11 protein-coding genes and 1 pseudogene are annotated in these 14,405 nt (G+C 40.7%); 5 read left to right on the top strand and 7 right to left on the bottom strand.

Annotated elements, in window-relative coordinates:
• Positions 1–19: 19 nt before the first annotated feature.
• From BST97_RS03260 to BST97_RS03250, 3 genes are all read right to left on the bottom strand, one after another.
• Positions 20–1,006 (bottom strand): TerC family protein, encoded by a 987-nt coding sequence (locus BST97_RS03260; RefSeq protein WP_085765893.1) that lies wholly within the window; start codon positions 1,004–1,006, stop codon positions 20–22.
• A gap of 117 nt (positions 1,007–1,123) precedes the next feature.
• The gene (locus BST97_RS03255; protein ID WP_085765892.1) at positions 1,124–1,540 is read right to left on the bottom strand and encodes an arsenate reductase family protein; all 417 of its coding nucleotides are present in this window, start codon (positions 1,538–1,540) and stop codon (positions 1,124–1,126) included.
• Positions 1,533–1,838: an HPF/RaiA family ribosome-associated protein gene (locus tag BST97_RS03250; protein WP_085765891.1), complete on the bottom strand. Its 306-nt coding sequence runs from the start codon at positions 1,836–1,838 to the stop codon at positions 1,533–1,535. The genes BST97_RS03255 and BST97_RS03250 overlap by 8 nt, the downstream gene beginning before the upstream one ends.
• 208 nt (positions 1,839–2,046) lie before the next feature.
• On the opposite strand from BST97_RS03250, the gene BST97_RS03245 reads away from it, so the two are divergent.
• The 3 genes from BST97_RS03245 (at position 2,047) to BST97_RS03235 (ending at position 5,607) form a co-directional block, all read left to right on the top strand.
• A complete protein-coding gene (locus BST97_RS03245) occupies positions 2,047–3,921 on the top strand; it encodes a T9SS type B sorting domain-containing protein (RefSeq protein ID WP_085768140.1) in 1,875 nt (624 codons plus the stop codon).
• A 221-nt stretch (positions 3,922–4,142) separates the two neighbouring features.
• Positions 4,143–4,718 carry a DUF4251 domain-containing protein gene (locus BST97_RS03240; RefSeq protein WP_085765890.1) on the top strand — a complete coding sequence of 192 codons (576 nt, stop codon included), beginning with the start codon at positions 4,143–4,145 and terminating at the stop codon, positions 4,716–4,718.
• Between the two features lie 202 nt (positions 4,719–4,920).
• Positions 4,921–5,607, top strand: coding sequence for a DUF6090 family protein (locus BST97_RS03235; RefSeq protein WP_085765889.1), 687 nt, complete (start codon positions 4,921–4,923; stop codon positions 5,605–5,607).
• Positions 5,608–5,666: 59 nt separating this feature from the next.
• Here the strand turns inward: BST97_RS03235 and BST97_RS03230 are convergent, their stop codons facing one another.
• The 4 genes from BST97_RS03230 to BST97_RS03215 all read right to left on the bottom strand — a co-directional run bounded on the left by BST97_RS03230 (position 5,667) and on the right by BST97_RS03215 (position 12,501).
• On the bottom strand, positions 5,667–6,431 hold the full coding sequence (locus BST97_RS03230; RefSeq protein ID WP_085765888.1) for a phosphoribosyltransferase family protein: 765 nt from the start codon (positions 6,429–6,431) through the stop codon (positions 5,667–5,669).
• Positions 6,431–7,885, bottom strand: coding sequence for a nicotinate phosphoribosyltransferase (locus tag BST97_RS03225; protein ID WP_085765887.1), 1,455 nt, complete (start codon positions 7,883–7,885; stop codon positions 6,431–6,433). Before BST97_RS03225 ends, BST97_RS03230 begins: the two co-directional genes overlap by 1 nt.
• Before the next feature lie 80 nt (positions 7,886–7,965).
• Positions 7,966–8,640: an NUDIX hydrolase gene (locus tag BST97_RS03220; protein WP_085765886.1), complete on the bottom strand. Its 675-nt coding sequence runs from the start codon at positions 8,638–8,640 to the stop codon at positions 7,966–7,968.
• Positions 8,641–8,745: 105 nt separating this feature from the next.
• On the bottom strand, positions 8,746–12,501 hold the full coding sequence (locus BST97_RS03215) for a glycosyl hydrolase (protein ID WP_169711522.1): 3,756 nt from the start codon (positions 12,499–12,501) through the stop codon (positions 8,746–8,748).
• 254 nt (positions 12,502–12,755) lie between these two features.
• Here BST97_RS03215 and BST97_RS03210 point away from each other — a divergent pair, with 254 nt between their 5' ends.
• Both BST97_RS03210 and BST97_RS16365 read left to right on the top strand, forming a co-directional pair.
• Positions 12,756–14,039, top strand: coding sequence for a mechanosensitive ion channel family protein (locus tag BST97_RS03210; RefSeq protein WP_085765885.1), 1,284 nt, complete (start codon positions 12,756–12,758; stop codon positions 14,037–14,039).
• 64 nt (positions 14,040–14,103) lie between these two features.
• Positions 14,104–14,351 (top strand): annotated as a pseudogene (locus BST97_RS16365) (type II toxin-antitoxin system ParD family antitoxin).
• The last annotated feature ends 54 nt before the right edge of the window (positions 14,352–14,405 follow it).

The raw sequence follows: 14,405 nt of genomic DNA, 5'->3' as shown, positions 1-14,405 counted from the left end.
GGCAACCATTTAGTATACATCAAAGCTTCTTCTCAGTATTCAAAGACTCCTCTTGTTCTTTTTTCTCTTCTGGAGTCGTTTTCTTGGCAAGCGATAGTAAAGCGCCCACAAGTAAAGCAACAAAAATGACTCCCAGTGATACCCATTCTGGGAAATGGTAGTGATGTACTAATATCATTTTGATACCTACAAAAGTCAGTATCGCTACCAGACTGTAATGGATGTACTGGAATTTATCCAGCAAGTTGGACAAGAAAAAATACATACTACGTAACCCCATGATCGCTAGTATGTTGCTAGCAAAAACTAAGAATGGATCAGCGGTTATGGCGAGTATGGCAGGAATGCTATCTAAAGCAAACAGAACATCAGTAAGTTCAATAACTACGAGCGCTAGAAAAAGGGGAGTGGCAATACGTTTCCCCATTTTGGTAATGAAGAGTTTTTGCCCGTGCAATTGATCGGTCACCGGGAAAAACTTACGGCTCCATTTATAGATCTTAGAATTTTGTGGATCAAACTCTTCATCATGACTGCGCAGCATCTTGAAGGCCGTGTAGAGTAAAAATGCTCCAAAAACATAAGTCATCCAGCTTACCTGGCTGATCAATGCTACCCCAAAGAAAATCATCAATGCCCTGAACACGATGGCACCCACGATACCCCAAAACAATACGCGGTGTTGATACTTGAGCGGTATGGCAAATGATTTGAAAATCACCGCAATTACAAAAATGTTATCGATGCTCAAGGATAACTCGATCAAATAACCCGTGATGTACTTAATGGCAGCATTAGTAGGGGAAAGCCCATCCGGATTAGCGATAAACTCCTGACCGTAGATATAATAAACCGCACCAGTAAATGCTAGTGCGATTCCTACCCACAAAGCGGTAAATTTTGAAGCCTCTTTTGTATCGATCACGTGAGCTTTCTTGTTGAAAACAAACAAGTCCAGAAATAGAAAGAAGGCCACAAGGGCTATAAAAACGATCCAGATTATCATAAAATCGGTATGCTCTGAGAGCTTTTAGTCAATTCAAAATAAAAAAAGCTGTATTTCCAGTTTTACGGTGGTTAACCACCCACTCAAAATACAGCTTACAAAATTAATGCTATTTAACTACGGAATATTAACCGCAGCAGTGTCCGGTCCAAAAAAATCTTGCATGTGACCATAAATTTGAACTTCCTTAGCCTTATCTCCTTTTATAGCAATAGGATAAATGAGCATCTCAGGGTCGTTCTGTAAAAATTTGATGGCTCCATCGCAATCCACTTGGTGGTCTGCACCATATTTTTCTATAAATGTAGCGTGCTCTGATTTCACGATATCCAGAACACGTATCTCTAAAAGATCTGCGATTTCTGTCCAAACGGTTCCAGCCACCTTAGTTTTGCTGATATCTATGGCAAGTAAATCTTTACCGGCACTTTCAGCGTAGGCTCTTATTTCTCTGTGGTTTTTGATGTCAGAGTTGAAGATCAAGACCAGTTGTCTGTCACTTGTGGCTAGTGAAATGTGGTTATTATCAGGCATGATCTATAAGGCTTGCTTTGCGTTTTTCACATTGTGTCTTAAGCTGGTCTACAGCTTTTGCAACACTTTCCTTAAATGTATCGTGTGACTCTTCAGCAAATAGTCGTGGTCCAGGTGCGCTTAATCTTATGTTTGCAATCATACCAGTCTCTCTAGAAGAGGTATTTTCTAACCTGAAAAAAACATCTGCGCGAGTTACCCAATCGTATCGATCAAAAATCGTTTGAAGTTTCTCTTTAGTATAAGCCTCAAGTTCTGTGCTTCCAGTAACGTGTTGATAATTGAATACTACTTCCATATAATTTCTAGTTTTCAATAAAGATACAGCGGTAGGAAATGCTGGCAGTTCTCTTTAATAAGACTTTAAATGCTTTTTACATCAATTTTTGTTTTGCACATTTGGACTATCAGGGCTACATGAACTCAACATAGTCTTTAATGGCACATACAAATCATTGAATTGTCGATTCAGCCCTTATATTTGAACGTGTATGAAAATGATATTTGTGTCAAGATCTTTGTGGTCGGTGGTGTTTATTATGTTTTTCGCTTTCGCGAAAGCGCAACTGGGATTTTGCTCTGGAGAATCTGGAGACATCATCTTTAGCGAAGACTTCGGAGCAGGGACCACAAACGGACCAGCTCTACCGACTACAGTTACAAATTATACCTATGTAAACAGCGCTCCTGAGGACGGTCAGTACACAATATCCAATAACATGGGGCAATTAGGTTCTTTTTGGAACAGACCAGACCACACGGGCAATTCTAACGGTAGAATGCTGATCGTAAATGCAGCATTCAACGCCGGCATTTTCTACCAGACTTCCATACCAGGCCTCTGTGAAAACACGCCTTATGAGTTTAGTGCATGGGTGTTTAATGTCTACAATCCTAATTCAAATGCATGTCCAGGTGTTGGGATTCCCATACAAGTTAGATTCCAAATTTGGGATGCGACTGACACGGTTTTACTAGCAGATGGAACTATGAATCCCAGAGGTGGAGAAACAAATCCCACTTGGATTCAATACGGCTTGACATTTACCTCAGAACCAGGACAGAATGAATGTATTCTTAAACTTATCAATGCCGGAGACGGTGGTTGTGGTAACGATCTCGCCATCGATGATATTCAGTTCAGGCCCTGTGGTGATGCTATTAATGTAGTGAGCAATGGATCTGAAGAAACCATAGTGTGTGAAGAAGACTTACCCGTAAGCGTAACCCTGGACGCAACAACGACCACAAATGTTTTTAGTAGCGCAGAATATCAATGGCAAAGTAGTACGGATAACGGAGCCAATTTTACCGACATCCCTGGCGCAAATGGAGCTAGTCATACCACACAGCTTTTAAATGCAGATACACAATTTAGGGTGAAGATTGCTGAAGATGCCGTGAATTTATCTAACAGCCAGTGCGTTAATTTCTCTGACATCTACACTTTTGAAGTAGACGAGGTTTCTACTCCCGTTGCTCTTGACGACAGCGTTACAAGTTGCGACGGTGAGGAGGTAGAACTTGCCGTACAGCCCGTGAATGGAGTCATATTTAATTGGTACGATGCGCCCACCGCTGGCAACCTACTGGTTTCTGATCAAGAGACTTTTACAAGCAGCACCCCAGGATTTTACTATGTAGAAGCGAGAACCACTGCTGCAAACTGTATAAGCAACAATCGAGTAGAAATTGAAATAGTCGCTGCAAGAGCACCAGATATTCCACGAGAGGAAATTTTTATCTGTTCTGGAGAGACAGCGCGACTTGAAGTTCCCGTATCGCCAGCGACTTATGAATGGGATAACGGTGCCATGACGCAAGCCATCGAGGTTGATACAGCAGGAACTTATGAATGTATCGTCACGACTCCAGAAGGTTGTGAAACCATCGCTGTTTTTGAAGTCATTGTAACGCCAGTGCCAGAGATCCAAGAATTAAGATTAATAGGAGAGGAGGAGCTGGAAATCATCACGGTTTCCCAAAATCCCGATTTTGAATATAGTATCGATGGGATCAATTTTCAAGAATCCAATCATTTTGACGTCAATAATCTTTTGGAGATCAATGCTTTTGTGAGAAACTCTCGAGGTTGTGATACCGTCACGGATAATCTGTTTAGAGTCAAAGTCAACCTATTTTTCAGTCCCAATGAGGACGGTTTCAACGATCGCTGGAGCATCAGCGGGCTAGAAAATTTTCCGGGTTCACGCATTGAGATCTTTGATCGTTACGGGAAGCTGTTGCGCGTACTCAACAATCCAGAAGTTGAAGGCTGGAATGGTACGTTTAATAACGAGCCTTTACCCAGTAGCGATTACTGGTTCAAACTGTATTATGCCGACCAAGAGATTTCAGGGCATTTCACCTTGAAGCGATGAGATTGTGAGTTTTTGAGTTTGTGAGTTTGTGAGTTTGTGAGTCTGTGAGTCTGTGAGTTGTGAGTCGGTGAGGTTGTGAACTCAATCTTTGTGCTGTCAAGTATGCTGCTAAAGCTTAAAGCTCAGCGCGCAGAGCTCGAAGCGCATTGCGCTCATAAATTACCATTTCTTTGTCAGAGCATTTTGCATAGGAAATATATTTTTACCTGAAAAGCATTGAAATGAGTAAATTGAAATTCCTAAGTGCCCTAATTATATTTGGAATGGTGGCCGCTTGTAGTAGCAGTAAAGATCCGCTAGTAACGGCTGATACGCTCAATAAAATCGAGAATTTGGCAAACGAACGCAATTTTGTGGTTGAATTCAATACGGCGTATCCCCAAAACACAGCGGCAAGCCAGCAGGTGCTTAATTCTTTTTTAATTCAAAATGGTAATAGCGCAGGCCGTATAGACATCGCAGGAGACGGAGCAAAACTCACCGTAGACGGAGAAACCAGCACGGCAGATCTACCATTTTTTGGCGAGCGCAGAGTGGGTGGTAGTTATGGCGGTACTGAAAACGTAGGTATCGAGTTTTATCAAGCCACGATGAAAGATTACAAGGTTTTACGTCAAGGAGAAAAAGTCACCGTGACTTATGGTGTGTCCAATTCAGAGAACGATTATTTTGATGTGCGCATGGATATTTACAGCAAGTACAATGTGCGTGCACTGATCATAAGCACTAAGAAAACTAACATGCAATATGACGGTAGTTTTAGGGCTGTATTAGATACAGCAAGTGATGAAAATTAAGAGTTGTATGATGTCGGTTGAAAACGATAAATAGATCATTATTGCTAGGCATTTTTCCTTTGGACAAACGCCTGTAGGACAACGGGAAAGCATTTGTTCTAAAAGTCCGTATAAAGCTGTAACTTAGTATGGTGTTTCATCTATACCGTGGTTATTGAAATTATTTCGAAAATACCGGCGTCATTTGATAGAATCAGAGTCCATGAAAGGCTTTAAAAAGTATGTGGTTTACGCTCTGGGCGAAATTATCCTTGTCGTTATAGGAATTTTGATTGCTTTGGGTATCAATGACTGGAACGAAAACCGCATCAAAAAAAATGAGCAAGAGATCATTGCCAAAGCGGTTTTAAAACAAATGAAACGAGATCTCTATCAGGTCGAAGATCAACTAGAATACATGGAAGGCGAGGAGGAAATCTACGATTTGTTCCTAACGGACCGAGAATTAAATGAAAATGAGAATATCCGCAAATTGCAACGCGGACCTTTTCTCATAACCACTGGATTCAAAATTCTACATCTTGAGACCAAAACACTAGAATTACTCAAACAGCGCAACTATACCAAAACAGATTTCAACGAGATTCTGGATAAAATCGAAATCCAATATGTTTATTCTCACGAAAAATTGGAAATGAGCGAAAAAATCATCGTGGAGGAATTGTTGGCCAATCTAGAACACATCAAATCAAATTACGACTGGTATTACAAGCTGGTGACTCACGGTAACTTAGACGTGAGTGAATTCAAATATTTTGGGAGTGCAGATTATAGGAATCGAGTTGCACACATGAGTTTGGTAGCCATGGATGGTTATCAGTATGATGTGTATGAACTCTCTGAATATTTGTGCAAATACATCAATGATCTGGAATTGGTACTAGAATAGTGGCATTTGAAATATTCTATTTGACATAATATATATTATGAGACAATCGATTCAGTTTATTAGTTTTCGTATTGTGTTACGAATTCATGATTTGTAATGTCTTTGAAGCTATTCGTGCAGTAAATGTGATCTATTTGATTTTTCAATTCCTCAAAGCCGTAATTAAACATTCCATGTGTAACATATAGATAAACTTTTGCGGCGCCACAAGATTTCAACTTTTTAGCTAATTCTATAAACGTACGACCTCCGTCTGCAATATCATCGACTATCAAACATTTTAAGCCATCTACATTGCCGTAAATTTCAATTTTAGGCTCGCCATCAATTCTGATCTTATTTGAGGCAATTAATCTGGCATTCAATTTTTCTGCTAAATTGAAGGTGTTTTTATAAGCTCCGGCGTCAGGACTTATCAAAACAGGATTTCCCAAGGAATTGAAAGCCTTTTCTACATATTTATCTGGGCTTATTTCTTTACTGTTGTTTATTAGCGCTACAGCAACCGAACTATGTGGATGCAACAATTCCACCTGATCATAATTCATAAGGTTAACGAAATTACTAATCATCTTTAAATCAAAGGATTGATTATCCTCAAACCGACGATCTGAACGCTGACCTATAAGACAATATATCGTGAGTTTAGAAGAATACCTTGTGATTGTATTGAGGCTATCAAACGCTTCTTTAATCGCAGCCGCCTCAAAAAGCTCTTCATAGGTATTCCCGCGAATTTTGACGTGCAAATCACCCATTTGTTCAATTGCAGCACTGACTTGTCCGTCTTTGAATCTTTTTGTTTTAAAAATAGCTCGTTCCATCACACTAAATTTTTAAGTCGTTCTCTTATGGTTTCAAACTGTATCCGTTTTTCAAATCTACCGTTTACATAAATTGTTTTTAATTCACCCGTTTTTTCTTCTTTTTCGCTTACTTGATCTATCACTTCAAACACATCGTTTTTACGGATCACCTTTAACAAACCTCTAGCTGATTTTTTTACACCATCATCCGTTACTGGGTTTTTGTAAATTTCTCTTCGTTCACCTTTGACCACTACTGACGTTGCTTTCATTGCAAAACCAAAAGTATCACGTGTCTTGAACTGATACGTAAATGAGCCAACACCAAACACGACATTTGTTGATGCAAAGCCTTGCTTTTCCAGTCTTTCGCAAATAGCTTCGGCTCGTTCTATCGTTATACTATCTCCATAAATAGCGCCTATATGCTGATCCAGAACTTTATAGCCTTCTCGGTTTACATGTCCCCCAAAAGTCTCCCAAAGCAGTTCTATAACTCCTTTTTCTTGTGGAGTATTACGCTTTCGCGAAAGCGAAGTCCCACAAATTATATCCACTGGATCACCACTATCTGGACGTATGACAACTTTGCCATCACGATTTAGGATTTCTTGTTTTAATTGAGGCAGATATTCTGTCAGAACTTTCCATAAATCCCAGGTGTCACTTACTATAGACAAGATACCGCTAGGATAAAGATTTAGGAGCCTAGCAAATGTCTGCAATTCATCTTCATGAGTTCCTGCACACATCACACTGTGCTCAGTTGCATTTACCGAGCCTACAACAAAATCACTAGCATCATAATATTTGCGTAGAGACTGGATAATCGGTAATGTGTCCGAGCCTTTAAATACTGCTGCGTGCCCTATACCAGATAATACCGCTGCTTGAAGACCTCCCATTCCCCTCATAGAAAAATCATGACCTTGAAAATCGACAATGTCCACATTTGCGCTATCGGTAAGCTTAGCATATTTAGTGAGTATTCTGCGATATTGAAGAGCTATGCTGGCTGACGTCATAGGTTGCCATAACATCGTAGAGAGTATGGTCTCCAAGAAGTTTGTAATCCAGTAGAATTCTGGGAGAGTGTTCACTACGGTTAGTATAGGAACTCTCATAGGTACCTCTACTCCTTCTGGTAGCGATTTAACCTGAATAGGTAAATATCCTAAATCATGTAACGCGGCAAAATGGCTAACATCGTAGGGTGCCCCTAAATATTGAGATAATTCCTGCTCTAATTCATCGCAAACAATATCTTTTTCAAGATCAAAGAAATTCTTTTTGAAGTAGTCATGAATCCACTGAATTACATATTGCTGACCAAAAGAAACGACTTTCTCGATTCCTGCTGGAGCATGTCTATTGGATCGTGGTGTCCAATTGCTATAAACTTCGGTTGTGTTTACCGGATATTGCTGGTGATGCCCTGTTTTGTAACCATCTGTGAGAAATAATGCATTCATAATTTGTGTTTGTATTACGCAAATATAATAGAGCTGAATTATTCCTAACGACTAATTGTGTATTTTTAACACAAACTAATTTACAGCTCGAAATGAACGCCTTCTTTCTTAAGTTGAAAAAAACGTTTCTTATTGAATTTAAATAACCTGGCTGGTCTTCCAGGGCCAGTGGATAATGTATCGTCTAGTTCATCCAGAACGTTCAACTCCTTTATTTTTTTTCTAAAGTTCCTGCGATCTACGGGTTCACCTAACAGCGCACTATACAATTTTTCTAAATCAGAAAACGGGAATTTAGCGTCTAGCAACTCAAAGCCTATGGGTTCGTATTTGATTTTAGAGCGTAGCCTTATAATGCCGCTTTCTATAATTCTTTCGTGATCAAAGCTGACTTGAGGGATTTCATTTAAGGGGAACCACTTAACATCTTTTGCATCAGTTGCGGCAGATATCTGAAATTTATCGGGTCGCACTAGTCCGTAATAGGAAATACTCACTACCCTACCTCTGGGATCTCGATCTACTGCACCAAAGGTGTATAATTGTTCTAAGAAATTAATCTCAACTCCAGACTCTTCCTTGAGTTCTCGTGCCACAGCTTCTTCAAGGTTTTCATCATCTTTGACGTAACCTCCTGGTAAAGCCCATTGATTTTTGAAAGGTTCATATTTACGGTTGATGAGAAGTAGATATACCTTTCCGTTCTCATAACCGAAAACTACCGCATCAACCGTTAATTTGATGTTCTGCTTCAAAACATGGATTTTAAACAAATCTATTCATTATTAAAACAGTGATCAAACGAGACCTTACAATTATCGATGAGAATACATTTTGTGAGGCTCTACAAAACTTTTCCCCTACTCCTTAACCACCTTCCTTAAAACCACTTCGTCACCTATGGTGATTTTTATGATGTAAAGCCCTTCATTAAGTGATGCGAGGTTGATCTGATTTGTGTTTTTTTGTTGTTCCAGTACGCGCTGACCAATCAAATTATACACTTCTACTTTACTTACTTCGTCAGCTCCAGCATAGATATTCAAAACATCACTCACTGGATTGGGGTATATCTTTAAACCGCTATCCGTGTCAATCTGACCCGCTGATAAGGTGGTGGTTTGCTCCACATCGTCAAAAATAAAGGTTGATGTATTGCTGCCGTCGCCCGTGTTGCCAAAATCAAACATGAAGACCAGTCGATCGTAAACCGTATTGTTCAATGAGCCAAAATCCCAGTACACATTTTCCCAGGTACCTGAGCTGAGTGTTGTGTAGTCTCTTTCGGCAAAGTTGCTGGGATTGGATTGCTGTTCCAGTTTCATGCGTATCACCGTTCCTGCCGGTGCATCTGTCCAAAGCTTTAGAGCTAGAAGTTCGCCGCTTGCAGCAAAATCGAGCGTTCCGCCGAGATCCAAATACGATCCAGCCCACGGCATACCACCATCTCTTACGATCATGGCGGCGTTTGAACTATTGTTGCCAGTAGCTTGCGGAGAGGTAAGAGGAATCACCGACCCGGTTCCTCCATCAAAATCTACAAAGTCTGATGATACAGGAGTTGTTTCAAAATCAAACGGTAATCCAATACTTTGTGGCGGCGCACAGCCTGACGAATTAAAACTAAACGTCATCTCGCCAAAATTAAATTCTCCGTTTTGAGCGTAGAATCGCAACACATGAATACCTTGAGTCAAATTGATCGTGCTGGTATGCGTAGACCATGTATTCCAATCGCCTGTGGCATTAACAGCAATATTAGGACTCACCTGCTGACCATCTATTTCAAAATGGAACGGCCCACCACCGGCATTGTTTCCAGAAGCATAACGCATGTCTAGATCATAACAACCGGTCGTTTGAACATCAACCGTATACTCCATCCACTCTCCTGCTGAGATCCAGCCTACTGTATCTCCTTCATTGTTTACGGAAACCGCATCTACATATTCGTTAGGTCTGAATCCTCCTTCATTATTTGCTGAAGCATCAAAATAGGCAATGTTTTGGCCCAATCCTCCTTCAAAAATATCGTAATGCGCTCCTTGCAAGGTACCTGGAATAACTGTTGGCGAACCATTGTAGGGCAGCTGGTCTCCTACTTGTACACTTATGACGTTTGTTATGTTAAAAGCACTTCCTTGGTACACTTTCGCGTAAAGCGTAAAAACTCCTAACGGCATACTAGGTAAAGTGAGATCATATGGTGCTGTGGCGCTCTGCCCTACCAAAGTATCATCCAAGTAAAACTCCACCAGACTGATGTTTTGACCCGTCGTTGCAACATTTAAGTCCAAGTCGTCATTTTCATGTAAATCATAATCTTGAGCGCTTAGGACTCCATCAATAGCTACATCGCGATTGGTAGCCAAGGTATTTGCAGGAACCACGAGTACAAAACCATTTGAGAAAGTCACGTTGATCGCCGTGTCAGAATAATTGTGTGCGACGTAAGTTATGGTTCCATTATCGTTAAAAGCGCTGGCGATGGGATGATCTGCGGAAATGGTGGGATCGATCACACCCATGGCGTTCACGCTGTGCAACCAGTGGTAGGTCTGCGCATCAGAAATACCAAATTTCAAATCTCGATCTGGATAAGCATTGTAGAGATCAACTGCCGCTTGCGGATCAGTTAAGGAAAGGTATTTCCAGTAGGTATCATACCATAAATTAGGATTCGGCTGGTTGCTTAGAACTCCCGTATTGTTTGTGATTTCAGTCCATAAGGATTGTGCGTAGGCTTGATGATGTCCTAAATAAAAGGAACCGCCGTGCATGGGGTACATTTCTATACCGTAGGAAGCGGCAATGTCTGAAGTCCAGAAAGTCCCGTTGTCATAACTATTTCCCCAAACCCTAGAAACCAGTCCGTATTGCTGGTTGGGTTGAAAATTGCGATTATGAACATCCAGCCAGTATTCTTCAATAGCGGTCTGCTCGGTAGTATAAATGTAAACGCCCAAGTCTCTGATCGCGTCGTTCTCCGTAACCGTTCCCCAATGAATAAGTGATGAGGCAAACTGCATACTTTCTGAGGTAGACTCTTGGTCATTTCCATGGGGGAAACTTGCAAAACCATTAGCCCAACTGTGTCCGGCATAAGGACTGAAGTTTCTCAGAAACGGAAATTGTGGATCATTGCGGTCAGAAGAAGCAGCATCACGTATCAAAACATTGATCATGTCTCCATATTGCGCAGCCCAGCCCGGCTCAAATTGTTCCATAAAGGCTGCTGCATGAATAAAATAACCCCAGTGGAAATGGTGGTCGTTGAGATTAGTGTCCTGGCCGTGACCCGCTGGATAGCCTATCAGCGCAGACCAAATATCATTGTAATAGAATAAAAAGGCAACTTCGCCATTTTCATAAGTCAACCAGTCTTCCAGACGTTCTTTGATCGTTGCGATCATTTTGTCCCGCGCTTCAATATTACCGGTTTGATCTGCGATACGGGCGGTCTGGATCAAACGATTCATGACTTGACCCTCGTTATACGAATCCGTCCAGGAAGCCAATTGATCGTTCTCGATATTCGTAATTTTCTGATCAAGTACTGCTGGACTGAAACTAGAACTGTAGTGACCTAAATTGGGTAAAGTCGGTAAAATCCCTTTAAACGAATTCTGAACGGTAAACCTGTTTCCGTCAAGTGTTTTTAAAGTTCCTCTAACTGTGCTGTATTCTTCTTCATCAGGCGTGGGAGAACCGCTGGACAGGTTGGCCCACTGGTGAGGCAAGAGTCCTAAGAGTACGTTACTCTCCGTTCCTTCTTTTATATCTGTGGTCACGGTAAACGTGGATGTCACGTTTGAAGTCGCTGGGTCATAATTCCAATTGACTTGTGTATCCGTAGGAAAAACATAGGCATATTTCTCATATTCATCTGCCATCGTACTTACATTTGAAGTACTTTGTGGAAGCATCGCCATGGACCAATAATCTTCACCATTGAGCGTGGAAGAAAATGTAGTACCGGTTTGCGTCCAGGTGCTTCCTACTGGGGCGTAAATGACAAAATCGGCTCCACTCCTAGCGTTTTCAACAAGTACCTTCTCATTATTAATAGTGGTTGTACCCGAAGTGATTCTGATTTCCAGCAAGTCGCTACTCCCCTTTTCAAAATAGATAAATGGCATTCCTATACCGCTGGTTGCCTTTAGATCGTGCGTTCCATCGTTCCAGTTCATGGTAACCGTCCAGTCTGAATAGTCAGCAACCGTAGCTTGAGAAGCATTCATACCTTGCAGACCCACTTGAATAGGTGAAGAATCTCCTATAGGACCCCACGGTATATAAGTGACGATCAGTCCTTGATTCGTTGTTTTCATGGTCATGGGATAATTAAAAAGATTATCCGCATGATTTTGCTTGATCAGAGTAGACCACCAGTCATTTGTAGGAACAGGTTTGCCAGCAGCATTACCGCTCAATTGTGGTGTGCCTGAAGGGAAGCCGTTACGTCCGGCAGCATCAGCTCCTGGGTGATTTGTTGTATAACTTCCATTTCCTACAGCTACTTGAGCAAAGGTTTGATTTTCGCTTAAAGCGAAAACAAAAACAGCGACATAAATCAGAGTTAACTTGAGTCCGTTGAGTTGTAAATTTTTTATCATATCCAAATCTAACCAGAACAAATCACTCAAACGATTGAATTGAAATATACAGATACAACAAAATCCAGATAATTGATTCTTAAATAATTATATCTACAACATAGCCTATACACAAAGTGTATGAGGACAGTGATGCCGAGGGAATTGAGATTTCGTATTTTGTTACGCGTTGAATCTTATTCCACACCTAAATCCAAGAATATTTAGGTGCAAAATGTCATTATAACTAGGTTTGTACCGCAAAAGTATTTTTTATGTCCAAGCTCGAACACATCATATACGATTACTTACTTGACCAAGGCTTTAATGAAACGACGGCTGCTTATTTGAACATTGCCGTATTGCTCATAGCTTTAATCATTCTCGCGATTGTCATTGATTTTGTGAGCAGGCGGGTGATCATTCAGATTTTCAATCAGCTTGCCAAGGCTTCAAAAACCAACTTTGATGACTTACTGGTCGCTAACAAAGTGCCGCGTAATCTGGCGCATATCATACCGCTACTCTTTTTGTATGAGTTTGCCCCAGCCGTATTTATCGACTTCCCATATGGGAGAAACATGGTTGAGAATACTCTGCAGGTGTTGGGGATTATTTTAATACTCAACATAGTAAGGTCGCTCTTGCATACACTCAACGACTATTTTAAGACCCTTCCCAATTTCAAGGACAAACCCATAGATAGCTACATTCAGGTGATCATGATTTTTGCCTGGATCCTTGGATTGCTGTCGGCGTTTGCGATTATTACCGGGATTGAGTTTGTGGAATTTATCACTACGATTGGTGCAGCCTCGGCGATTATTCTATTGATCTTTAAAGATTCCATCCTCGGTTTTGTGGCGAGCATTCAAGTGTCGATCAACGACATCGTGCGCATCGGTGATTGGGTTACGTTTGAAAAATATGGCGCTGATGGTGATGTGATTGAAATCAATCTTTCCACTGTGAAAGTTCAGAACTTTGACAAGACCATCACCACCATTCCTACCTATGCACTGATCTCAGACAGTTTCAAAAACTGGCGCGGCATGACCGATTCAGATGGCAGACGCATCAAGCGGTCACTCAATGTAAAAATGGACAGCGTTAAATACCTGCGAAAAGAAGAATTGAAAAACTTCAAAAAAATCGAATTGCTTCAAAGCTATATCGACCACCGTCAGGGCGATATCGACAAGCATAATCAGAGTCTAAACGTGGATAAAACCATGTTGTTGAATGGTCGTAATTTGACCAACCTCGGTTTGTTTAGGAAATACGTTCAGAGCTATATCGAGAACCATTCTGGCATCAATAAAGATATGATGATCATGGTGCGCCAGCTCGCTCCTACTTCGCAAGGATTACCTATCGAGATCTACGCCTTCAGCGCAGACAAACGCTGGGCAAACTATGAATACATCATGGCTGATATCTTTGATCATGTGATTGCTGCAGTTCCTTATTTTGATCTGGAGATTTTTGAGTTTCCGAGTGGTAAGAATTCCAAGCCTACACTAGATTTTGAGGATTTAGCTTCAAGAGGAATAGATTAATTTCCAAAATGGTATAATTTTGACCGCATACCAAGTCTTGGTATGTTTAAACAAAAAATTGATCATGGCTAAAAACACATCCATTTTACTCGGAGATTACTTGGATAGTTTTATCAGTCGTCAAATTAAGAGCGGAAAATATCATCAGCAAGTGAAGTTGTGAGGGAGGCATTAAGAATGTTTGAGCATCAAGAATCAAAAAAAGCTGAACTCATAAAAGAGCTTAAAAAAGGTGAGAAATCTGGTTTTGAAGAAAACTTTGATAGAAATGATCTTTTAAAAAACCTGCATGAAAAACACTTGACTGAATAATGATTTATAAAATCAGTCAAGAAGCTCATCGGGATTTAGAGGATATTTGGCTAT

The organism is Nonlabens spongiae (assembly GCF_002117125.1).
Lineage (GTDB): Bacteria > Bacteroidota > Bacteroidia > Flavobacteriales > Flavobacteriaceae > Nonlabens > Nonlabens spongiae.
Note: the sequence above shows the minus strand (reverse complement) of the source record. Positions and strands in the feature narration are given on the sequence as shown.

Coding starts and splice junctions, on each gene's coding strand:
- BST97_RS03235 (WP_085765889.1), top strand. CDS start 4,921: ATGAAAGGCTTTAAAAAGTATGTGGTTTACGCTCTGGGCGAAATTATC.
- BST97_RS03250 (WP_085765891.1), bottom strand. CDS start 1,838: ATGGAAGTAGTATTCAATTATCAACACGTTACTGGAAGCACAGAACTT.
- BST97_RS03260 (WP_085765893.1), bottom strand. CDS start 1,006: ATGATAATCTGGATCGTTTTTATAGCCCTTGTGGCCTTCTTTCTATTT.
- BST97_RS03255 (WP_085765892.1), bottom strand. CDS start 1,540: ATGCCTGATAATAACCACATTTCACTAGCCACAAGTGACAGACAACTG.
- BST97_RS03230 (WP_085765888.1), bottom strand. CDS start 6,431: ATGGAACGAGCTATTTTTAAAACAAAAAGATTCAAAGACGGACAAGTC.
- BST97_RS03225 (WP_085765887.1), bottom strand. CDS start 7,885: ATGAATGCATTATTTCTCACAGATGGTTACAAAACAGGGCATCACCAG.
- BST97_RS03240 (WP_085765890.1), top strand. CDS start 4,143: ATGAGTAAATTGAAATTCCTAAGTGCCCTAATTATATTTGGAATGGTG.
- BST97_RS03210 (WP_085765885.1), top strand. CDS start 12,756: ATGTCCAAGCTCGAACACATCATATACGATTACTTACTTGACCAAGGC.
- BST97_RS03215 (WP_169711522.1), bottom strand. CDS start 12,501: ATGATAAAAAATTTACAACTCAACGGACTCAAGTTAACTCTGATTTAT.